19 protein-coding genes are annotated in these 21,262 nt (G+C 55.9%); 17 read left to right on the top strand and 2 right to left on the bottom strand.

Annotated features, from left to right (window positions below; genetic code table 11):
- Positions 1–343 precede the first annotated feature (343 nt).
- The 14 genes from lrhA to nuoN all read left to right on the top strand — a co-directional run bounded on the left by lrhA (position 344) and on the right by nuoN (position 16,851).
- Complete coding sequence (lrhA, locus tag PUZ33_RS20075) at positions 344–1,282, top strand: transcriptional regulator LrhA (protein ID WP_029881734.1); 939 nt, start codon at positions 344–346, stop codon at positions 1,280–1,282.
- A 629-nt stretch (positions 1,283–1,911) separates the two neighbouring features.
- Positions 1,912–2,352, top strand: coding sequence for an NADH-quinone oxidoreductase subunit NuoA (gene nuoA / locus PUZ33_RS20080; protein WP_014171000.1), 441 nt, complete (start codon positions 1,912–1,914; stop codon positions 2,350–2,352).
- Positions 2,353–2,367: 15 nt separating this feature from the next.
- Entirely contained in the window at positions 2,368–3,042 is a 675-nt protein-coding gene (gene nuoB / locus PUZ33_RS20085) for an NADH-quinone oxidoreductase subunit NuoB (protein WP_003861482.1), read from the top strand.
- Between the two features lie 89 nt (positions 3,043–3,131).
- Positions 3,132–4,934, top strand: coding sequence for an NADH-quinone oxidoreductase subunit C/D (gene nuoC, locus PUZ33_RS20090; protein WP_013098106.1), 1,803 nt, complete (start codon positions 3,132–3,134; stop codon positions 4,932–4,934).
- Between the two features lie 2 nt (positions 4,935–4,936).
- The gene (gene nuoE / locus PUZ33_RS20095) at positions 4,937–5,437 is read left to right on the top strand and encodes an NADH-quinone oxidoreductase subunit NuoE (protein WP_003861486.1); all 501 of its coding nucleotides are present in this window, start codon (positions 4,937–4,939) and stop codon (positions 5,435–5,437) included.
- The gene (gene nuoF, locus PUZ33_RS20100; RefSeq protein ID WP_003861487.1) at positions 5,434–6,771 is read left to right on the top strand and encodes an NADH-quinone oxidoreductase subunit NuoF; all 1,338 of its coding nucleotides are present in this window, start codon (positions 5,434–5,436) and stop codon (positions 6,769–6,771) included. The genes nuoE and nuoF overlap by 4 nt, the downstream gene beginning before the upstream one ends.
- 54 nt (positions 6,772–6,825) lie before the next feature.
- Entirely contained in the window at positions 6,826–9,549 is a 2,724-nt protein-coding gene (gene nuoG, locus PUZ33_RS20105; protein ID WP_023621514.1) for an NADH-quinone oxidoreductase subunit NuoG, read from the top strand.
- Positions 9,546–10,523, top strand: coding sequence for an NADH-quinone oxidoreductase subunit NuoH (nuoH, locus tag PUZ33_RS20110; protein WP_013098104.1), 978 nt, complete (start codon positions 9,546–9,548; stop codon positions 10,521–10,523). Before nuoG ends, nuoH begins: the two co-directional genes overlap by 4 nt.
- A gap of 13 nt (positions 10,524–10,536) precedes the next feature.
- Positions 10,537–11,079 carry an NADH-quinone oxidoreductase subunit NuoI gene (nuoI, locus tag PUZ33_RS20115; RefSeq protein ID WP_003861491.1) on the top strand — a complete coding sequence of 181 codons (543 nt, stop codon included), beginning with the start codon at positions 10,537–10,539 and terminating at the stop codon, positions 11,077–11,079.
- Positions 11,080–11,089: 10 nt separating this feature from the next.
- Complete coding sequence (gene nuoJ, locus PUZ33_RS20120; RefSeq protein ID WP_008500212.1) at positions 11,090–11,644, top strand: NADH-quinone oxidoreductase subunit J; 555 nt, start codon at positions 11,090–11,092, stop codon at positions 11,642–11,644.
- Positions 11,641–11,943 (top strand): NADH-quinone oxidoreductase subunit NuoK, encoded by a 303-nt coding sequence (gene nuoK / locus PUZ33_RS20125; RefSeq protein ID WP_003861496.1) that lies wholly within the window; start codon positions 11,641–11,643, stop codon positions 11,941–11,943. Before nuoJ ends, nuoK begins: the two co-directional genes overlap by 4 nt.
- On the top strand, positions 11,940–13,781 hold the full coding sequence (nuoL, locus tag PUZ33_RS20130; RefSeq protein ID WP_058680709.1) for an NADH-quinone oxidoreductase subunit L: 1,842 nt from the start codon (positions 11,940–11,942) through the stop codon (positions 13,779–13,781). Before nuoK ends, nuoL begins: the two co-directional genes overlap by 4 nt.
- 76 nt (positions 13,782–13,857) lie before the next feature.
- Complete coding sequence (nuoM, locus tag PUZ33_RS20135) at positions 13,858–15,387, top strand: NADH-quinone oxidoreductase subunit M (RefSeq protein WP_013098102.1); 1,530 nt, start codon at positions 13,858–13,860, stop codon at positions 15,385–15,387.
- Positions 15,388–15,393: 6 nt separating this feature from the next.
- A complete protein-coding gene (nuoN, locus tag PUZ33_RS20140; RefSeq protein ID WP_014832756.1) occupies positions 15,394–16,851 on the top strand; it encodes an NADH-quinone oxidoreductase subunit NuoN in 1,458 nt (485 codons plus the stop codon).
- Positions 16,852–16,943: 92 nt separating this feature from the next.
- On the opposite strand, the gene PUZ33_RS20145 is transcribed toward nuoN, so the two are convergent.
- Positions 16,944–17,948 carry a chemotaxis protein gene (locus PUZ33_RS20145; RefSeq protein WP_013098100.1) on the bottom strand — a complete coding sequence of 335 codons (1,005 nt, stop codon included), beginning with the start codon at positions 17,946–17,948 and terminating at the stop codon, positions 16,944–16,946.
- Positions 17,949–18,012: 64 nt separating this feature from the next.
- Entirely contained in the window at positions 18,013–18,930 is a 918-nt protein-coding gene (rbn, locus tag PUZ33_RS20150; RefSeq protein WP_058680710.1) for a ribonuclease BN, read from the bottom strand.
- Between the two features lie 70 nt (positions 18,931–19,000).
- Between rbn and PUZ33_RS20155 the strand changes: the two genes are divergently transcribed.
- The 3 genes from PUZ33_RS20155 to menF all read left to right on the top strand — a co-directional run bounded on the left by PUZ33_RS20155 (position 19,001) and on the right by menF (position 21,212).
- Positions 19,001–19,462, top strand: a complete 462-nt coding sequence (locus PUZ33_RS20155; protein ID WP_038983959.1) for a GNAT family N-acetyltransferase — start codon at positions 19,001–19,003, stop codon at positions 19,460–19,462.
- 53 nt (positions 19,463–19,515) lie between these two features.
- Complete coding sequence (elaB, locus tag PUZ33_RS20160; protein ID WP_028028061.1) at positions 19,516–19,821, top strand: stress response protein ElaB; 306 nt, start codon at positions 19,516–19,518, stop codon at positions 19,819–19,821.
- Between the two features lie 95 nt (positions 19,822–19,916).
- Positions 19,917–21,212, top strand: coding sequence for an isochorismate synthase MenF (menF, locus tag PUZ33_RS20165; RefSeq protein WP_013098096.1), 1,296 nt, complete (start codon positions 19,917–19,919; stop codon positions 21,210–21,212).
- Positions 21,213–21,262 lie beyond the last annotated feature (50 nt).

A 21,262-nucleotide genomic window follows, 5' to 3' on the forward strand; every position in this document is an offset into this window, starting at 1 on the left:
AATTGATTGTTATTGTTGGAGTTATCTCTGGCTGGCGTGTGCAAAGCACAACCTGCAACGTTGACAGCGCTGCGATAAAGATGGCAGAAAAGGTGTCATACCTTTAATGTAATTTACATTAACCTGCGATCATCTAAATATCCTGAACGTTTAAGAGAATAAAAATAACGTCATGAAACGTGCTTTCTGACTGTTGATATATACACTAAAGCAGCACAATAACTATCTGTCAGGCAGTCTGCCGGGCCGGGATGCGAGGGAAAACTCCAGAAGGAATTGCTTAACTGTTACACACAGCTTCAACCCGGGCAGCTCCGCACGAGCAACCTGAAAGTGAATAGATATGATAAATGCAAATCGTCCGATAATGAATCTCGACCTCGATCTGCTGAGAACGTTTGTTGCGGTCGCAGACCTCAACACTTTTGCAGCAGCTGCTGCCGCAGTTTGCCGAACCCAGTCCGCCGTCAGTCAGCAAATGCAGCGTCTGGAACAACTGGTTGGTAAAGAGCTTTTTGCCCGTCATGGCCGTAATAAGCTCTTAACGGAACACGGTATTCAGCTACTGGGTTATGCCAGGAAAATACTTCGCTTTAATGACGAAGCATGTATGTCATTAATGTTTAGCAACCTTCAGGGTGTGCTAACGTTAGGTGCATCTGATGAGTCAGCGGATACTATATTGCCGTTCCTTCTTAATCGAATCAGTTCGGTTTATCCGAAGCTTGCGCTGGATGTTAGCGTGAAGCGTAATGCTTTTATGATTGAGATGTTAAAAGAGAACGAGGTTGACCTCGTGGTCACCACGCATCGTCCCGGCCAATTTAATTGCCTGACGCTGCGAACGTCTCCTACGCACTGGTATTGCGCGGCGGAATATGTGCTTCAGCAAGGCGAGCCTGTTCCACTGGTCTTACTGGACGATCCGAGCCCATTCCGCGATATGGTGCTGGCGGCGCTCAACGAAGCCAACATTCCGTGGCGACTGGCGTATGTGGCCTCCACATTGCCTGCCGTTCGCGCAGCGGTCAAAGCCGGCCTTGGCGTAACGGCGCGTCCGGTGGAGATGATGAGCCCGGATCTGCGGGTGCTGGGAAAATCCGATGGACTCCCTCCGCTGCCGGATACGGAGTATCTGCTGTGCCACAACACGTCCAGTAACAACGAGCTGGCGAAAGTGGTGTTCGAAGCAATGGAGAACTACCATAACCCGTGGCAGTTCGAGCATGTTACCCACGAAGGGGGGGATGACTCCCTGATCGTTGAAGGTGACTTTGAGTGATCGAGAGCTCAAAATTCTGGTAACAAAATGTAAGTGTAAAAAAATGCCACTCGTGCGATTTTCGCATGGAGTGGCTTTTTTTTGCACAAATTCTCTCCGCTAATGAGAGTGAAATGAAAATAGTTCTTAATTATCAATGAGTAAAATACAGTTGATTAAAGTCTGAACAAATTCTTTTCTCACTTCCTTCCCGCGCCCGGCATGTTAATAAAACAGGAAAGATGTTGCCGTTTTACTGGTTGAATTAACAAAAGCGTGTCTCAGATCAAGAAAATACTCCCATTTAGGGGGAGGAATCGTTGGCAAATCCTGTCAAAATAGGAGGGTTATTTTTTTTACTTCCAAAACGGACACGATTCAACAACATGCATTTGACGAAAAGTCAGGTAACCACCAGGGTTAAAGGGCACCAAATGTTAATGAGAATCGCTCGATGTAATTTAATGTGAAGAAACCTTTGTTAAAGTTGACAATAGGTTATAGAAAGGAGTAAAAAACCCCATCATTTTGCTGTCTACGTCTCATTTCTGACAGTTAGTGTAAGGTTATTTGTTCCTCCCCATGAATCGATGTGATGCCCATCTGCCAGCAAGAGCAGTGTCGTTGGTATCACTTTTGATGAGTAAGCAATGAGTATGTCAACATCCACAGAAGTCATCGCTCATCACTGGGCATTCGCAATCTTTCTTATTGTAGCCATTGGCCTGTGCTGCCTGATGTTAGTCGGCGGCTGGTTCCTGGGCGGTCGCGCCCGCGCAAGGCACAAAAACACCCCTTTCGAATCAGGTATTGATTCAGTAGGTTCCGCTCGCTTACGCCTGTCTGCCAAGTTCTATTTGGTAGCCATGTTCTTCGTCATCTTTGACGTGGAAGCGCTTTACCTTTTCGCATGGTCGACCTCCATCCGCGAAAGTGGTTGGGTAGGCTTTGTCGAGGCCGCAATTTTCATTTTAGTGCTACTGGCCGGTCTGGTTTATCTGGTGCGTATTGGCGCGCTTGACTGGACGCCTGCGCGTTCACGTCGTGAACACATCAACCCGGAAAACAGTATCTCTAATCGTCAGCAGTAACAGCGAGGCAATAAGATGGATTATACGCTCACCCGCATAGATCCTAACGGTGAGAATGACCGTTACCCCCTGCAAAAACAGGAGATCGTAACCGACCCCCTGGAGCAAGAAGTCAATAAAAGCGTGTACATGGGCAAGCTCGAACATGCCATGCACGATATGGTCAACTGGGGTCGTAAGAACTCCATCTGGCCATACAACTTTGGCCTTTCCTGCTGCTACGTTGAAATGGTGACGTCATTCACTGCGGTGCATGACGTTGCGCGTTTTGGGGCAGAGGTACTGCGTGCATCCCCACGTCAGGCTGACCTGATGGTGGTGGCCGGTACGTGCTTTACCAAGATGGCACCGGTTATTCAGCGTCTTTATGACCAGATGCTGGAGCCAAAATGGGTTATCTCCATGGGCGCATGTGCAAACTCTGGCGGTATGTACGACATTTATTCCGTTGTGCAGGGCGTAGATAAGTTTATTCCAGTGGATGTATACATCCCGGGTTGCCCGCCACGTCCGGAAGCTTACATGCAAGCGCTGATGCTGCTGCAGGAGTCTATCGGTAAAGAACGCCGCCCGCTGTCGTGGGTTGTTGGCGATCAGGGTGTCTATCGCGCGAACATGCAGTCTGAGCGCGAGCGTAAACGTGGTGAACGTATTGCCGTCACCAACCTGCGTACGCCTGACGAAATTTAATTTGCGCCTGTGGGCCTGGAGAACACCTTCGCATATCACTACTCAAATAGCGCGAAGCCAGGCTTAACAGTCACCACGGACCATTTGCAATGGTGAACAATATGACCGACTTAACCGCGCAAGAAGCCGCCTGGCAGACCCGGGATCATCTGGATGACCCCGTCATTGGCGAACTGCGCAACCGTTTTGGGCCGGATGCCTTTACTGTTCAGGCGACCCGCACCGGGGTACCCGTTGTTTGGGTGAAGCGTGAACAATTGCTGGAAGTTGTCGATTTCCTCAAGAAATTGCCAAAACCTTACGTCATGCTGTTTGACTTACACGGCATGGATGAACGTCTGCGCACGCACCGCCAGGGTCTCCCTGCTGCGGATTTTTCCGTTTTCTACCACCTGATCTCAATAGACCGCAATACGGATATCATGCTCAAGGTGGCATTGTCTGAAAACGACATGCATCTGCCGACGCTCACAAAACTTTTCCCGAACGCCAACTGGTACGAGCGTGAAACCTGGGAAATGTTCGGTATGACCTTCGACGGCCACCCGCATCTGACGCGCATCATGATGCCGCAGACCTGGACCGGCCATCCGCTGCGTAAAGACTACCCGGCACGTGCGACTGAATTCGATCCGTTTGAGCTGACCAAAGCCAAGCAGGATCTGGAGATGGAAGCGCTGACCTTCAAGCCGGAAGACTGGGGCATGAAGCGTGGTACCGAAAACGAGGACTTCATGTTCCTCAACCTCGGTCCAAACCACCCGTCTGCGCACGGTGCATTCCGTATTATTCTTCAGCTTGATGGCGAAGAGATTGTCGACTGCGTTCCGGATATCGGTTACCACCACCGTGGTGCTGAGAAAATGGGCGAGCGTCAGTCCTGGCACAGCTACATTCCGTATACCGACCGTATCGAGTACCTCGGCGGCTGCGTAAACGAAATGCCTTACGTGCTGGCCGTTGAGAAACTGGCAGGCATCACTGTGCCGGATCGCGTTAACGTGATTCGCGTTATGCTGTCAGAACTGTTCCGTATTAACAGCCATCTGCTGTACATCTCCACGTTCATTCAGGACGTTGGCGCGATGACCCCGGTCTTCTTCGCCTTTACCGACCGTCAGAAAATTTACGATCTGGTGGAAGCGATTACCGGTTTCCGTATGCACCCGGCCTGGTTCCGTATCGGCGGTGTGGCACACGATCTGCCGCGCGGCTGGGACCGTCTGCTGCGTGAATTCCTCGACTGGATGCCGAAACGTCTGGCCTCGTATGAGAAAGCCGCGCTGCGTAACTCCATCCTGAAAGGCCGTTCCCAGGGCGTTGCTGCCTACGGCGCGAAAGAGGCGCTGGAGTGGGGGACCACCGGTGCTGGCCTGCGTGCGACCGGTATTGATTTCGACGTGCGTAAAGCGCGTCCTTACTCTGGCTATGAGAACTTCGACTTTGAAGTCCCGGTTGGCGGCGGTGTTTCCGACTGCTATACCCGCGTGATGCTGAAAGTAGAAGAGCTGCGTCAGAGTCTGCGCATCCTTGAGCAGTGCCTCAACAACATGCCGGAAGGCCCGTTCAAGGCGGATCACCCGCTGACGACGCCGCCACCGAAAGAGCGCACGCTGCAGCATATCGAAACCCTGATCACCCACTTCCTGCAGGTTTCCTGGGGCCCGGTCATGCCGGCACAAGAATCCTTCCAGATGATCGAAGCGACCAAGGGTATTAACAGTTACTACCTGACCAGTGACGGCAGCACCATGAGCTACCGTACCCGCGTGCGTACGCCGAGCTTTGCGCACCTGCAGCAGATCCCGTCCGCCATCCGCGGCAGTCTGGTCTCCGACCTGATTGTGTATCTGGGTAGTATCGATTTTGTTATGTCAGATGTGGACCGCTAATTATGCACGAGAATCAACAACCACAAACCGAGGCTTTTGAGCTGAGTGAAGCAGAGCGTGCCGCCATTGAGCACGAGATGCATCACTACGAAGACCCGCGTGCGGCGTCCATTGAAGCGCTGAAAATCGTACAGAAACAGCGTGGTTGGGTGCCGGATGGGGCGATCTATGCGATCGCAGAAGTGCTGGGTATCCCGGCCAGTGACGTAGAAGGCGTAGCCACGTTCTACAGCCAGATCTTCCGTCAGCCGGTGGGCCGCCATGTGATCCGCTACTGTGACAGCGTTGTCTGCCACATTACCGGTTATCAGGGCATTCAGGCTGCGATTGAGAAAAAACTCAATATCAAGCCGGGCCAGACCACGTTCGATGGTCGCTTTACTCTGCTGCCAACCTGCTGCCTGGGTAACTGCGACAAGGGGCCGACCATGATGATTGATGAGGATACTCACAGCCATCTGACGCCGGAAGCCATTCCTGACCTGCTGGAGCAGTACAAATGAAAACTGTAATTCGTACTGCTGAGACGCATCCGCTGACCTGGCGTCTGCGCGATGACAAACAGCCGGTATGGCTCGACGAATACCAGAGCAAAAACGGCTATGCCGGGGCGCGTAAAGCCCTGGGCGGCATGGCGCCAGACGACATCGTTAATGCGGTGAAAGAGTCGGGTCTGAAAGGCCGCGGCGGCGCGGGCTTCTCCACCGGTCTGAAGTGGAGCCTGATGCCAAAAGATGAATCCATGAACATCCGTTACCTGCTGTGTAACGCGGATGAAATGGAGCCGGGTACCTATAAAGACCGTCTGCTGATGGAGCAACTGCCGCACCTGCTGGTGGAAGGCATGTTGATCTCCGCGTTCGCGCTGAAAGCGTACCGTGGTTACATCTTCCTGCGCGGTGAGTACATCGAAGCGGCGGAAAACCTGCGTCGCGCGATTGCCGAAGCGACCGAAGCGGGCCTGCTTGGCAAGAACATTCTCGGCACCGGGTTTGACTTCGAGCTGTTCGTGCACACCGGTGCAGGGCGTTATATCTGCGGTGAAGAGACCGCGCTGATTAACTCCCTGGAAGGCCGCCGTGCGAACCCGCGTTCCAAGCCGCCGTTCCCGGCAAGCTCCGGCGTGTGGGGTAAACCGACCTGTGTGAACAACGTCGAAACCCTGTGTAACGTTCCGGCTATCCTCGCCAACGGCGTGGAGTGGTATCAGGGCATCTCCTCAAGCAAAGATGCCGGTACCAAGCTGATGGGCTTCTCCGGCCGCGTGAAAAACCCTGGCGTCTGGGAACTGCCGTTCGGTACCACCGCCCGCGAAATTCTTGAAGACTACGCCGGTGGCATGCGCGATGGCCTGAAATTTAAAGCCTGGCAGCCGGGTGGGGCAGGGACAGACTTCCTGACCGAAGCCCACCTTGACCTGCCGATGGAGTTCGAAAGCATTGGTAAAGCCGGCAGCCGTCTGGGTACGGCGCTGGCGATGGCCGTCGACCACGAGATCGGCATGGTCTCGCTGGTGCGTAACCTGGAAGAGTTCTTCGCCCGTGAGTCCTGCGGCTGGTGTACACCGTGCCGTGACGGTCTGCCGTGGAGCGTGAAGATCCTGCGTGCTATCGAACGCGGCGAAGGCCAGCCTGGTGATATCGAGACACTTGAGCAACTGTGTCGATTCTTAGGGCCGGGCAAAACCTTCTGTGCCCACGCACCGGGTGCCGTCGAGCCGCTGCAGAGCGCGATTAAATATTTCCGCGACGAATTCGAAGCAGGCATCAAGCAGCCGTTCAGCAATACCCATTCAATCAATGGTATTCAGCCGAACCTGCTGAAAGCACGCTGGTAAAAACAGAATTTTGATTAACGCTCGAAGCAATTCGAGACAACTGGAAGCATGCTAATGGCTACGATTCATGTAGACGGCAAAGAATACGAAGTCAACGGGGCGGACAACCTGCTGGAAGCTTGTCTGTCTCTTGGCCTCGATATTCCGTACTTTTGCTGGCATCCGGCGCTGGGCAGCGTCGGTGCTTGCCGCCAGTGTGCGGTGAAGCAATATCAAAACGCGGAAGACACGCGTGGTCGCCTGGTGATGTCCTGTATGACGCCAGCCACCGAAGGCACCTTTATTTCGATTGATGACGAAGAAGCAAAACAGTTCCGTGAAAGCGTTGTGGAATGGTTGATGACCAACCACCCGCACGACTGCCCGGTCTGTGAAGAGGGCGGCAACTGCCACCTTCAGGATATGACCGTAATGACCGGTCACAGTTTCCGTCGCTATCGCTTTACTAAACGTACGCACCGTAACCAGGACCTGGGGCCGTTCATCTCTCACGAAATGAACCGCTGCATCGCCTGCTACCGCTGCGTGCGTTACTACAAAGATTACGCAGACGGTCAGGATCTGGGCGTGTATGGCGCACATGACAACGTCTACTTCGGTCGTCCGGAAGACGGTACGCTTGAGAGCGAATTCTCCGGTAACCTGGTAGAAATCTGTCCGACCGGTGTATTCACCGATAAAACTCACTCCGAGCGTTACAACCGTAAGTGGGACATGCAGTTTGCACCAAGCATCTGCCAGCAGTGTTCGCTGGGCTGTAACACCAGCCCGGGTGAGCGCTACGGCGAACTGCGTCGTATCGAAAACCGTTACAACGGTACCGTAAACCATTACTTCCTGTGCGACCGCGGTCGTTTCGGCTATGGCTATGTGAACCTGAAAGACCGTCCGCGTCAGCCGGTTCAGCGCCGTGGCGACGACTTTATCACCTTGAACGCTGAACAGGCGATGCAGGGTGCGGCAGATATTCTGCGCCAGTCGAAGAAAGTGATCGGTATCGGCTCCCCGCGTGCCAGCATCGAAAGCAACTTCGCGCTGCGTGAGCTGGTGGGGGCGGAAAACTTCTACACCGGTATCGCTCAGGGCGAGCAGGAACGTCTGCAGCTGGTACTGAAAGTGCTGCGCGAAGGCGGTATTCATACCCCTGCGCTGCGCGAAATCGAATCGTATGATGCGGTTCTGGTGCTGGGCGAAGATCTGACGCAGACAGGCGCTCGCGCGGCTCTGGCGGTTCGACAGGCGGTGAAGGGTAAAGCACGTGAAATGGCAGCGGCACAGAAAGTGGCTGACTGGCAGATTGCGGCAATCCTTAACATCGGCCAGCGCGCGAAGCATCCTCTGTTTGTGACGAACGTCGACAACACCCGTCTGGACGATATCGCCGCGTGGACCTACTGCGCGCCGGTTGAAGATCAGGCGCGTCTTGGCTTTGCCATTGCTCATGCGCTGGACAACAATTCTCCGGCCGTTGAACTGGATCGTGACCTGCAAAGCAAAGTCGACGTGATTGTTCAGGCGCTGGCGGGGGCGAAGAAACCACTGATTATCTCCGGGACTAACGCCGGTAGCGCCGAGATCATTCAGGCTGCAGCGAACGTCGCCAAAGCCCTGAAAGGCCGCGGTGCGGACGTTGGTGTCACCATGATTGCCCGTGCGGTGAACAGCATCGGTCTGGGTATGATTGGCGGCGGCTCGCTGGAAGAAGCGTTAAGCGAACTGGAGTCCGGTGCTGCTGACGCCGTTGTGGTGCTGGAAAATGACCTGCATCGCCATGCCTCTGCCGCGCGCGTTGACGCTGCGCTCTCTAAAGCACCGCTGGTGATGGTAATCGACCATCAGCGCACCGCGATTATGGATAAAGCGCACCTGGTGCTCTCTGCGGCAAGCTTCGCAGAAAGCGACGGTACGGTTATCAACAACGAAGGCCGCGCACAGCGTTTCTTCCAGGTTTATGACCCGGCGTACTACGACAGCAACACCGTGATGCTGGAAAGCTGGCGCTGGCTGCACTCCCTGCACAGTACCGTGCAGAGCCGTGAAGTGGACTGGACGCAGCTCGACCACGTTATCGATGCGGTAGTTGAAAAACTGCCTCAGCTGGCGGGCATTAAAGATGCCGCGCCTGAAGCGAGCTTCCGTATTCGCGGCCAGAAACTGGCGCGTGAACCGCACCGTTACAGTGGCCGTACCGCGATGCGTGCCAATATCAGCGTGCACGAACCGCGTCAGCCGCAGGATAAAGACACCATGTTCGCCTTCTCCATGGAAGGGAACAACCAGCCGTCTGCGCCGCGTTCACAGATCCCATTCGCATGGGCACCGGGCTGGAACTCCCCGCAGGCGTGGAACAAGTTCCAGGCGGAAGTGGGCGGTTCACTGCGTCACGGCGATCCGGGCGTGCGTCTGATTGAAGCCTCCGAAACCGGTCTGGACTTCTTCACGACCGTTCCGGCGAGCTTCCAGGCGCAGGACGGTAGCTGGCGTATTGCGCCGTACTACCATCTGTTTGGTAGCGACGAGCTGTCCCAGCGTTCACCGGTATTCCAGCAGCGTATGCCGCAGCCGTACATCAAGCTCAACCCGGCAGACGCCGCGAAGCTTGGCGTTAACGCGGGTGCGAACATTGCCTTTAGCTACGAGGGCCAGACCATCAGCCTGCCGCTGATTATCTCTGAAAGCCTGACAGCAGGGCAGGTCGGTCTGCCGATGGGTATGCCTGGCATCGCGCCGGTACTGGCGGGTGCACGTCTTGATAACCTGCAGGAGGCAAAAGCATGAGTTGGTTAACGCCGGATCTTATCGACATCCTGCTGAGCATTCTGAAAGCGATTGTCATTCTGCTGGTGGTGGTCACCTGTGGTGCGTTCATGAGCTTTGGTGAACGTCGTCTGCTTGGTCTGTTCCAGAACCGTTATGGACCAAACCGCGTTGGCTGGGGGGGATCACTCCAGCTGGTCGCGGACATGATCAAGATGTTCTTCAAAGAGGACTGGATCCCACGCTTCTCGGATCGCGTGATCTTTACGCTGGCACCGATGATCGCCTTCACCTCGCTGCTGCTGGCGTTTGCTATCGTTCCTGTCAGCCCGACCTGGGTGGTGGCTGACCTGAACATCGGCATTCTGTTCTTCCTGATGATGGCAGGTCTCGCGGTTTACGCGGTACTGTTCGCAGGGTGGTCCAGTAACAACAAATACTCGCTGCTGGGTGCGATGCGTGCTTCCGCGCAGACGCTGAGCTACGAAGTGTTCCTGGGGCTCTCCCTGATGGGCGTGGTGGCGCAGGCCGGTTCATTCAACATGACCGACATCGTTAACAACCAGGCCGACATCTGGAACGTTATCCCGCAGTTCTTTGGTTTTGTTACCTTTGCTATCGCGGGCGTGGCGGTGTGTCACCGTCACCCGTTTGACCAGCCAGAAGCCGAACAGGAACTGGCCGACGGTTACCACATTGAATATTCCGGTATGAAATTCGGTCTGTTCTTCGTGGGCGAGTACATCGGTATCGTCACCATTTCCGCGTTGATGGTAACGCTGTTCTTTGGTGGCTGGCATGGCCCGTTCTTACCGCCGTTCATCTGGTTCGCGCTGAAAACCGCGTTCTTCATGATGATGTTCATTTTGATTCGCGCAGCGTTACCGCGTCCGCGTTATGACCAGGTAATGTCCTTCGGCTGGAAAGTGTGCCTGCCGCTGACGCTCGTCAACTTGTTGGTAACGGCGGCTGTCATTCTCTGGCAGCAGCCATAAGGGGCTATAGACCATGACCTTAAAAGAATTACTGGTAGGCTTCGGTACCCAGGTACGCAGTATCTGGATGATCGGCCTGCACGCGTTTGCCAAACGCGAAACCCGGATGTACCCGGAAGAGCCGGTATATCTGCCGCCGCGCTACCGTGGCCGTATCGTGCTGACGCGCGACCCGGACGGTTCCGAGCGCTGCGTTGCCTGTAACCTGTGTGCGGTAGCGTGTCCGGTAGGCTGTATCTCTCTGCAGAAAGCAGAGACGGTAGACGGCCGCTGGTACCCTGAGTTCTTCCGCATCAACTTCTCACGCTGCATCTTCTGTGGTCTGTGTGAAGAAGCGTGCCCAACCACGGCGATTCAGCTCACCCCGGACTTCGAACTGGGTGAGTACAAGCGTCAGGACCTGGTGTACGAGAAAGAGGATCTGCTGATTTCCGGTCCGGGCAAATACCCGGAATATAACTTCTACCGGATGGCGGGTATGGCAATCGACGGCAAAGATAAGGGCGAAGCAGAGAACGAAGCCAAGCCTATCGACGTCAAGAGCCTGTTACCGTAAGGAGAGGGCAATGGAATTCGCTTTTTATATCTGTGGCCTTATCGCCATCCTGGCTACGCTACGAGTGATTACGCACACCAATCCGGTGCATGCGCTGCTGTACTTAATCATTTCGCTGCTGGCTATTTCCGGGGTGTTCTTTGCGCTCGGCGCGCACTTTGCCGGTGCGCTGGAAATCATCGTTTACGCCGGTGCCATCATGGTGCTGTTCGTCTTCGTGGTGATGATGCTGAACCTGGGCGGCTCTGAAATTGAGCAGGAACGTCAGTGGTTAAAACCGCAGGTGTGGATTGGCCCGGCAATTTTGTCGGCCATCATGCTGGTGGTAATTGTTTATGCCATTCTCGGCGTGAACGACCAGGGCATCGACGGTACGCCAATCGGCGCGAAAGAAGTGGGTATCACGCTGTTTGGCCCATACGTTCTGGCGGTTGAACTGGCCTCTATGCTGCTGCTGGCGGGTCTGGTTGTTGCCTTCCACGTTGGCCGCGAAGAGCGTGCTGGTGAGGTGCTGAGCAACCGCACTGACGACCGCGCGAAAAGAAAAACGGAGGAACGCGCATGATCCCCTTAACACATGGACTGATCCTCGCTGCGATTTTATTCGTTCTGGGCTTAACCGGTCTGGTTATCCGCCGCAATCTGCTGTTTATGCTGATCGGTCTGGAAATCATGATTAACGCCTCCGCGCTGGCCTTCGTGGTCGCCGGTAGCTACTGGGGCCAGACCGATGGCCAGGTGATGTACATTCTCGCCATCAGCCTCGCGGCTGCCGAAGCGAGTATTGGCCTGGCGCTGTTGCTGCAGCTCCATCGTCGCCGCCAGAACCTGAACATCGATTCAGTAAGTGAGTTGCGTGGATGAACATGCTTGCCTTAACCATTATTTTTCCGCTGATTGGCTTCGTGCTGCTGGCGTTTTCTCGCGGCCGCTGGTCTGAGAATCTGTCTGCGACCGTCGGCATGGGATCTGTCGGTCTGGCTGCGCTGGTAACAGCGTATGCGGGTATCGATTTCTTCAACAACGGGCGTCAGGCCTTCAGCGTGCCGCTGTGGACCTGGATGTCGGTCGGTGATTTCAACATCGGTTTTAACCTGGTGCTGGATGGTCTCTCGCTGACCATGCTCTCCGTGGTGACCGGCGTGGGCTTCCTGATCCATATGTTCGCCTCCTGGTACATGCGCGGTGAAGAGGGCTACTCCCGCTTCTTCGCCTACACCAACCTGTTTATCGCCAGCATGGTGGTTCTGGTGCTGGCCGATAACCTGCTGCTGATGTATCTGGGCTGGGAAGGCGTGGGTCTCTGTTCGTACCTGCTGATCGGGTTCTACTACACCGATCCGAAGAATGGCGCAGCGGCCATGAAAGCGTTCGTCGTGACCCGTGTGGGTGACGTCTTCCTCGCGTTCGCGCTGTTCATTCTCTATAACGAACTGGGCACGCTGAACTTCCGCGAAATGGTGGAACTGGCGCCTGCACACTTCGCAGCAGGCAACAACATGCTGTGGTGGGCAACGCTGATGCTGCTGGGTGGTGCTGTGGGTAAATCTGCACAGCTGCCGTTGCAGACATGGCTGGCCGACGCGATGGCGGGTCCAACCCCTGTCTCCGCGCTGATCCACGCCGCGACCATGGTTACCGCCGGTGTGTACCTGATTGCGCGTACCCATGGCTTGTTCCTGATGACCCCGGAAATTCTGCATCTGGTGGGTATCGTCGGTGCGGTCACGCTGGTGCTGGCAGGCTTTGCCGCGCTGGTGCAGACCGACATCAAACGCGTTCTTGCTTATTCCACCATGAGCCAGATTGGCTACATGTTCCTGGCGCTGGGCGTTCAGGCGTGGGACGCGGCGATTTTCCACCTGATGACGCACGCGTTCTTTAAAGCGCTGCTGTTCCTCTCATCCGGTTCCGTGATCCTGGCCTGCCATCACGAGCAGAACATCTTCAAGATGGGCGGACTGCGTAAGTCCATCCCGCTGGTGTATGTCTGCTTCCTGGTGGGCGGCGCGGCGCTGGCGGCACTGCCGCTAATTACCGCGGGCTTCTTCAGTAAGGACGAAATCCTTGCCGGTGCCATGGCGAATGGTCATATCAATCTGATGGTTGCGGGTCTGGTCGGTGCGTTTATGACCTCCCTGTATACCTTCCGTATGATTTTCATCGTATTCCACGGTAAAGAACAAATTCACGCTCACGCAGGGAAGGGGATTACTCACCACCTGCCGCTGATTGTGCTGCTGGTACTCTCCACCTTCGTTGGCGCGATGATTGTGCCACCGCTGCAGGGCGTACTGCCAGACACCATCGAGCTTGAGCACGGTCGCGTTCTGACGCTTGAAATCACCTCTGGTGTGGTTGCTATCGCAGGCATTCTGATTGCTGCATGGCTGTGGCTGGGCAAACGCACGCTGGTGACTGCCGTTGCCAACAGTGCGCCAGGCCGCCTGCTGGGCACCTGGTGGTACAACGCGTGGGGCTTCGACTGGCTGTACGACATGATCTTCGTTAAGCCGTTCCTGGGCATTGCGTGGCTGTTGAAGCGCGACCCACTGAACAGCCTGATGAATATCCCGGCGATCCTCTCCCGCTTTGCAGGTAAAGGCCTGCTGTACAGCGAGAACGGTTACCTGCGCTGGTATGTGGCGTCCATGAGCATCGGTGCGGTTGTCGTGCTGGCGCTGCTGATGGTGTTGCGTTGATCGTAAAGTGAATTTTATTCGAATTCGTTGAAAATCAGGCCCCTGCTGGGGGCCTTAAAAAGGAATGTAAATCGCCATGTTACTACCCTGGCTAATATTAATTCCCTTCATCGGCGGCTTCCTGTGCTGGCAGACTGAACGCTTTGGCGTGAAGATGCCGCGCTGGATCGCGCTGATCACCATGGGATTGACGCTCGCGCTTGGTCTGCAACTCTGGTTGCAGGGTGGCTACTCCCTGACCCAGTCTGCGGGCATTCCGCAGTGGCAGTCTGAGTTTATCCTGCCGTGGATCCCGCGTTTCGGCATTACGATCCACCTGGCGATTGACGGTCTGTCGCTGCTGATGGTGGTGCTGACCGGTCTGCTCGGCGTTCTGGCGGTACTTTGCTCCTGGCGAGAAATCGAAAAATACCAGGGCTTCTTCCACCTGAACCTGATGTGGATCCTGGGCGGCGTAATCGGCGTGTTCCTTGCCATCGACATGTTCCTGTTCTTCTTCTTCTGGGAGATGATGCTGGTGCCGATGTACTTCCTGATCGCGCTGTGGGGCCATAAGGCGTCCGACGGTAAAACGCGTATCACGGCGGCCACCAAGTTCTTCATCTATACCCAGGCGAGTGGTCTGGTGATGCTGATTGCCATTCTGGCGCTGGTGTTTGTGCACCACAATGCGACCGGTGTCTGGACCTTCAACTACGAAGACCTGCTGAAGACCCCGATGTCTCACGGTGTGGAATACCTGCTGATGCTCGGCTTCTTCATCGCCTTCGCGGTGAAAATGCCGGTCGTACCACTGCACGGCTGGCTGCCAGACGCGCACTCTCAGGCGCCAACCGCAGGTTCTGTTGACCTGGCGGGCATCTTGCTGAAAACGGCAGCCTACGGTCTGCTGCGTTTCGCGCTGCCACTGTTCCCGAACGCGTCCGCTGAGTTCGCACCGATTGCCATGTGGCTGGGTGTGATTGGTATCTTCTACGGTGCCTGGATGGCGTTCACGCAGTACGACATCAAACGTCTGATTGCGTACACCTCCGTTTCCCACATGGGCTTCGTGCTGATTGCTATCTACACCGGCAGCCAGCTGGCGTACCAGGGCGCGGTGATCCAGATGATTGCACACGGTCTGTCCGCAGCCGGTCTCTTCATCCTCTGTGGTCAGCTGTACGAACGTCTGCATACCCGTGACATGCGTATGATGGGTGGTCTGTGGAGTAAAATTAAGTGGCTGCCGGCGCTGTCTATGTTCTTCGCGGTGGCGACCCTGGGTATGCCAGGTACCGGTAACTTCGTCGGCGAATTTATGATTCTGTTCGGCAGCTTCAAAGTGGTACCGATGATTACCGTCATCTCCACCTTTGGTCTGGTGTTCGCGTCCGTCTACTCGCTGGCGATGCTGCACCGTGCTTACTTCGGTAAAGCGAAGAGCGAAATTGCTGCACAAGAACTGCCGGGGATGTCGCTGCGTGAACTGTTCATCATCCTGCTGCTGGTCGTACTGCTGGTGCTGCTGGGCTTCTTCCCGCAGCCGATTCTGGATACCTCGCACTCCGCGATGGGTAATATCCAGCAGTGGTTTGTTAATTCTGCTTCTACTACAAGGCCGTAATTCGCCATGACAATAACTCCACAACAACTGATCGCGCTGCTACCGCTGCTGATCGTCGGATTGACGGTGGTGGTTGTGATGCTCTCCATTGCGTGGCGACGCAATCACTTCCTGAATGCCACGCTGTCGGTCATCGGACTGAACGCCGCGTTAGTCTCTCTTTGGTTTGTTGGCCAGGGCGGGGCGATGGACGTCACCCCGCTGATGCGCGTTGACGGCTATGCCATGCTGTACACGGGGCTGGTTCTGCTGGCGAGCCTGGCGACCTGTACCTTTGCCTATCCGTGGCTCGAAGGCTACAACGACAACAAAGAAGAGTTTTACCTGCTGGTACTGATTGCCGCACTCGGCGGCATTCTGCTGGCGAATGCAAACCATCTGGCTGCGCTGTTCCTCGGCATTGAGCTTATCTCTCTGCCGCTGTTCGGCCTGATTGGTTATGCCTTCCGTCAGAAGCGCTCTCTGGAAGCGAGCATCAAGTACACCATCCTGTCTGCTGCTGCCTCGTCCTTCCTGTTGTTTGGTATTGCGCTGCTGTACGCGCAGACCGGTAACCTTTCGTTCATGGCGCTTGGCAAGAGTCTCGGCGACGGCATGCTGCACGAGCCGCTGCTGCTGGCGGGTCTGGGCATGATGATTGTTGGCCTCGGCTTTAAACTCTCTCTGGTTCCGTTCCACCTGTGGACCCCGGATGTTTACCAGGGCGCACCGGCGCCGGTTTCTACCTTCCTGGCGACGGCGAGCAAAATCGCTATCTTCGGTGTGGTCATGCGCCTGTTCCTGTACGCACCGGTAGGTGACAGCGAAGCAGTTCGCACGGTGCTGGGGATTATCGCGTTCGTCTCCATCATCTTCGGTAACCTGATGGCGCTGAGCCAGACCAACATTAAACGTCTGCTGGGTTACTCCTCCATCTCTCATCTGGGCTACCTGCTGGTGGCACTGATTGCGCTGCAGAGCGGCGAGATGTCGATGGAAACCGTAGGCGTTTACCTGGCCGGTTACCTGTTCAGCAGCCTCGGCGCGTTCGGCGTGGTGAGCCTGATGTCCAGCCCGTACCGTGGCCCGGATGCAGATTCACTGTTCTCCTACCGTGGCCTGTTCTGGCACCGTCCGATCCTGTCTGCGGTGATGACCGTGATGATGCTCTCTCTGGCGGGTATCCCAATGACGCTGGGCTTCATCGGTAAGTTCTACGTGCTGGCTGTCGGTGTGCAGGCGCACCTGTGGTGGCTGACTGCGGGCGTGGTTATCGGCTCGGCAATCGGTCTGTACTACTATCTGCGTGTGGCCGTGAGCCTGTACCTGAGCGCGCCTCAGCAGCTCAACCGCGACGCACCAGGCAACTGGCAGTACAGCGCCGGTGGTATTGTGGTGCTGATCTCCGCGCTGCTGGTGCTGATCTTCGGTATCTATCCGCAGCCGCTGATTGATATCGTGCAGCGAGCAATGCCGCTGATGTAAAAGCAAAAAACCCGCCTCGGCGGGTTTTTTTATGGTTTTCGCCCTCTCCCTGTGGGAGAGGGACGGGGTGAGGGCACCAGCCCGCACCAGACTTAAGCCAGCTGTTTCCTGCTAATCAACGGCCCGTCAATCTTCTTCATCGAACGGTCCAGCACCTCTTCAATCACCGACGACAGCTCGTTCAGCTCAAACTTCGCCACGTAGCCGTCGGCCTTCACTTTACGAATATGATCTTCGTTGGCGTTGCCCGAAAGCGAAGAGTGGATCACAACAGGTATATCTTTCAGCAGCGGGTCGGTTTTGATTTTGCGCGTCAGCGTGAAACCGTCCATCTCTGGCATTTCGAGGTCGGTCAGCACCAGGGCAATTTTATCGGTGATCGGCACCCCTTCAGCCTGCGCCTGCGCGGCCAGCACGCCAATTTTCTCCCATGCGTCTTTACCGGTGATATGCAGCTGCGCCGGGATCTCCATAGCCTGCAGACCCTTCTCCAGCATGGAACGCGCGACTTTGGAATCTTCCGCTACAATCGCCACAGCGCCGGGCTTGATGTGGAACTTAGTGGTCTGCAGATTCGTGGCGTGCAGATCGTGGTTGGCCGGCGTGATGTCATACAGGATCTGCTCAACGTCCAGCACCATCGCCAGCTCGTTGGTATCGGTCTTTTCGTCCAGACAGGCGATACTGGTGATGTAACGTCCGCTGACGGCGGTTTCCGCCGCGTGAACCTGCTTCCAGTCGAGGCGCATGATGTTCTCAACCGATTCCACCGCAAACGCCTGCACGCTGCGGGCATATTCGGTGATCAGCAGGATGTTGAGCCCCGTCGTCGGCTTACAGCCCGCCACCGCGGCCAGGTCGATCACCGGGATCACCTGATCGCGGATATTCACCATCCCCATCAGCGGGGACTTCATCCCTGCGGGTTTGGTGAACTCCGGCATCGGCACAATTTCACGCAGCTTAAAGACGTTAATGCCAAACAGTTCGGATTTATTTTCATTCAGAGACGTGCCCAGACGGAACAGCAACAGCTCAAAACGATTCGACAGGGTGAGATTTGCCCTGTCATCAATATCTTTCTGGAAATTATCCATTCTACCCTCAAGTGAAATGCTGCCCTTTTAATCGTTATCGGCATCCTGAGAGAAAAATGAAGGACTAAACGCTGACCTTAGTGAAATCGTTGGCCAGCTCACACGCCGGGAACACGTCGCGGCACTCTGCCAGCAGTTTTTCACAGCCGCGGGCGTCATAGCGCGAACTGACATGGGTGACAATCAATCTTCCGACGTTCGCTTCACGGGCAAGCGCCGCCGCCTGACGTGTTGAGCTGTGACCCCGGCTGTTGGCTTTCTCTTCCATCGCCGTTTCAAGCGTGGCTTCGTGCACCATCACATCCACCTCTCGCGCCAGTTGCAGGGCCGCAGGGCAGGGCGCGGTATCGCCAAAAATCGCCAGTTTTTTCCCTGGCTGCGGTGGGGCGAGATAGTCCTGGCCATTAATCGTGCGGCCGTCCTCAAGCGTGACGGTATCGCCCTGTTTCAGTCGCTGGAAAAGCGGTCCGGGCTTCACACCATCGGCAATCAGCGCAGCGGCGTCGAGCGCGCCGGGCTTATCATGCGCTTCAATGCGGTAGCCATAGCACTCAACCGGATGGTTGAGCGGCCGGGCGGTGACGGTATAGTCCCCGTCATCCAAAACCAGCCCCTCGGTTATCTCAATCACCTCCAGCGGATAATCTGTCCACGACCCGCTCAGGCCCAGCGTGGTTTCAACAAACTCACCAGTACCCGCCGGCCCGTAAATCGTCAGCGGGTTGGCATTACCCGCCATCGAACGGCTGCACAGCAGGCCCGGCAGGCCAAACAGGTGATCGCCATGCAGATGCGTGATAAAGATCTTATCCAGCTTACCGGGATGATAAGCGGTGTGTAACAGTTGATGCTGCGTTCCTTCGCCACAGTCAAACAGCCACAGTCCGCCACGGGTTGGGTGCTGCAGATCCAGCAGGATCGCGGTCACGTTTCGTGTGCGTGTTGGCACGCCAGCGGACGTACCCAGAAAAATCAGTTCCATAACGCAATCAGCCCTTTGCCGAATGGGGGAGGGTTTAGTATAACGTGATGAACCCAGGAAGGAGACCGACATGATCCAGTGGCAAGATTTACACCATAGTGAACTCACCGTTCAGACACTGTACGCCCTGCTCAAACTGCGCTGCGAAGTGTTTGTTGTGGAACAAACCTGCCCGTATCAGGACATCGATGGTGATGATCTGGTGGGCGAGAACCGTCATATTCTCGGCTGGAGGGATAACGAGCTGGTGGCGTATGCGAGGATTCTGAAAAGCGAGGACGATTTTGAGCCTGTCGTTATTGGTCGCGTCATTATTAGCGGCAAGGCGCGCGGTGAGAAACTGGGCTATCAGTTGATGGAAAAAACGCTGGAGGCATGCCAAAAACAGTGGCCAGACAAGGCGTTATACCTTGGCGCACAGGCGCACCTTCAGTCTTTCTACGGCCACTTTGGCTTTATGCCGGTCACGGACGTGTACGACGAAGACGGCATTCCTCATATCGGTATGGCGCGGGAAGTGAAACAGGCGTAATGGCAGGTCGTTGGCTATAGTTAGCGGACTGGTGTACTAACATGGAGAAAAATATGTCATTTCAATCCTGGGATACCCGTGTCGATGACGACCTGACGTTACTGAGCGAAACGCTGGAAGAGGTGTTACGTTCGTCCGGCGACCCTGCCGATCAGAAATATATCGAACTCAAGGCGCGTGCCGAACAGGCGCTACATGACGTCAAAACCCGCGTCAGCCATGCCTCTGACAATTACTACTACCGCGCAAAAAAAGCGGTGTATCGCGCCGATGATTACGTCCATGAAAAACCGTGGCAAGGCATTGGTGTCGGTGCTGCGGTGGGTCTGGTGCTGGGGCTGCTTCTGGCCCGTCGTTAACCCCTGAATCGGACGCTTAACCCCTCCCTATACGTGGGTACTGATATTTCTGATGGTACCCCGTATACTAAGCGTTTTTACAGGGAGAGGTTCGCGTGCATTCGATTTCCAACGCGCTGGAACGTCTGCGTACTCAGCTTGCGCAAGCGTTACCCGCTACACCCGGCTTACGTCACGTCGACGTCTCTTTCCCGTTAAACGACGCTTTCGACCCTCTCGCCTGGCTTGGTGCTCAGTGCCTGTTTCCCCAGTTTTACTGGCAGCAGCGTAACGGTGATGAAGAGCTGGCTGCGCTGGGCGCCGTGATCCATTTTTCCTCTCTGGCTCAGGCTTCGCAGTTTTTACAGCAACAGCCTGTAGCGAACGACACGCGGATCTGCGGCCTGAATGCCTTCACCCCGGAGCAGGGCAGTCTCTTTTTACCCCGCCTGCTGTGGCGACGTTCTGCCGGGACCGCCACGTTGCGTCTGCAGCTGTGGAGTGACCGTTCCCTTCAGGAGGATGCCGACGCGGCGCTGGCGTTCTTACAGCAGCTTCGCGATGCCCGCCCAATCCGCCCGCTCTCCGCCCAGGTAGTGCAGGAGACCCATCAGCCGCAAAAACCGGAATGGCTGCGCCTTATCCGTCAGGCGACAGAGACCATTGCGCGCGGCGAAGTCGAAAAGGTGGTGCTCGCCCGGGCAACCGATCTGCAGTTCAGTCAGCCGGTGAATGCCGTGGCGCTGATGGCGGCCAGCCGTGCCCTGAATCTGAACTGCTATCATTTCTGCATGGTTTTCGATGCCAGCAACGCGTTTCTTGGCTCCACACCTGAACGCCTGTGGCGGCGGCGCGGCAACCTGCTGCGTACCGAAGCGCTGGCCGGTACCGTCGCCAGCCATCCCGATGACAAGCAGGCCCGCCTTCTGGGCGACTGGCTGATGAACGATGATAAAAACCAGCGTGAAAACATGCTGGTGGTAGAGGATATCTGCCAGCGGCTGCAGCACCATACCCGGACGCTGGAGGTCCTGCCAGCACAGGTTATGCGGTTGCGCAAAGTGCAGCATCTTCGCCGCTGCATCTGGACCGAGCTCAAGCATGCGGATGATGAGCAATGTCTGCATGTGCTGCAGCCGACGGCTGCGGTTGCCGGGTTACCGCGCCAGCCAGCACGCGAATTCATACACCGCGTTGAACCTTTCGACCGGGAATGGTATGCCGGATCCGCCGGATATCTGTCGCCAGAACAAAGCGAGTTCTGCGTGGCCCTGCGCTCGGCGCGCGTCCATGACGCCACCGTCCGTCTTTACGCCGGGGCGGGGATCGTCAGCGGTTCCGATCCGGAACAGGAATGGCAGGAGATCGAAAATAAAGCCGCAGGCTTGCGCTCTCTGCTCCTGAAGGATTAGTACTGATTCGCGCAATCCCGATTCATATCAAAATTCTATTTTTTTCTATT

It is taken from the genome of Enterobacter cloacae complex sp. 2022EL-00981, from assembly GCF_028737495.1.
GTDB lineage: Bacteria > Pseudomonadota > Gammaproteobacteria > Enterobacterales > Enterobacteriaceae > Enterobacter > Enterobacter cloacae.

Excerpts from the sequence above, each read along its gene's own strand:
- nuoJ (WP_008500212.1), top strand. The coding sequence starts at position 11,090 with ATGGAATTCGCTTTTTATATCTGTGGCCTTATCGCCATCCTGGCTACG.
- nuoN (WP_014832756.1), top strand. The coding sequence starts at position 15,394 with ATGACAATAACTCCACAACAACTGATCGCGCTGCTACCGCTGCTGATC.
- nuoL (WP_058680709.1), top strand. The coding sequence starts at position 11,940 with ATGAACATGCTTGCCTTAACCATTATTTTTCCGCTGATTGGCTTCGTG.
- nuoF (WP_003861487.1), top strand. The coding sequence starts at position 5,434 with ATGAAAACTGTAATTCGTACTGCTGAGACGCATCCGCTGACCTGGCGT.
- elaB (WP_028028061.1), top strand. The coding sequence starts at position 19,516 with ATGTCATTTCAATCCTGGGATACCCGTGTCGATGACGACCTGACGTTA.
- PUZ33_RS20155 (WP_038983959.1), top strand. The coding sequence starts at position 19,001 with ATGATCCAGTGGCAAGATTTACACCATAGTGAACTCACCGTTCAGACA.
- rbn (WP_058680710.1), bottom strand. The coding sequence starts at position 18,930 with ATGGAACTGATTTTTCTGGGTACGTCCGCTGGCGTGCCAACACGCACA.
- nuoI (WP_003861491.1), top strand. The coding sequence starts at position 10,537 with ATGACCTTAAAAGAATTACTGGTAGGCTTCGGTACCCAGGTACGCAGT.
- PUZ33_RS20145 (WP_013098100.1), bottom strand. The coding sequence starts at position 17,948 with ATGGATAATTTCCAGAAAGATATTGATGACAGGGCAAATCTCACCCTG.
- nuoC (WP_013098106.1), top strand. The coding sequence starts at position 3,132 with ATGGTGAACAATATGACCGACTTAACCGCGCAAGAAGCCGCCTGGCAG.
- nuoB (WP_003861482.1), top strand. The coding sequence starts at position 2,368 with ATGGATTATACGCTCACCCGCATAGATCCTAACGGTGAGAATGACCGT.
- nuoE (WP_003861486.1), top strand. The coding sequence starts at position 4,937 with ATGCACGAGAATCAACAACCACAAACCGAGGCTTTTGAGCTGAGTGAA.
- nuoA (WP_014171000.1), top strand. The coding sequence starts at position 1,912 with ATGAGTATGTCAACATCCACAGAAGTCATCGCTCATCACTGGGCATTC.
- nuoG (WP_023621514.1), top strand. The coding sequence starts at position 6,826 with ATGGCTACGATTCATGTAGACGGCAAAGAATACGAAGTCAACGGGGCG.
- nuoM (WP_013098102.1), top strand. The coding sequence starts at position 13,858 with ATGTTACTACCCTGGCTAATATTAATTCCCTTCATCGGCGGCTTCCTG.
- nuoH (WP_013098104.1), top strand. The coding sequence starts at position 9,546 with ATGAGTTGGTTAACGCCGGATCTTATCGACATCCTGCTGAGCATTCTG.
- nuoK (WP_003861496.1), top strand. The coding sequence starts at position 11,641 with ATGATCCCCTTAACACATGGACTGATCCTCGCTGCGATTTTATTCGTT.
- lrhA (WP_029881734.1), top strand. The coding sequence starts at position 344 with ATGATAAATGCAAATCGTCCGATAATGAATCTCGACCTCGATCTGCTG.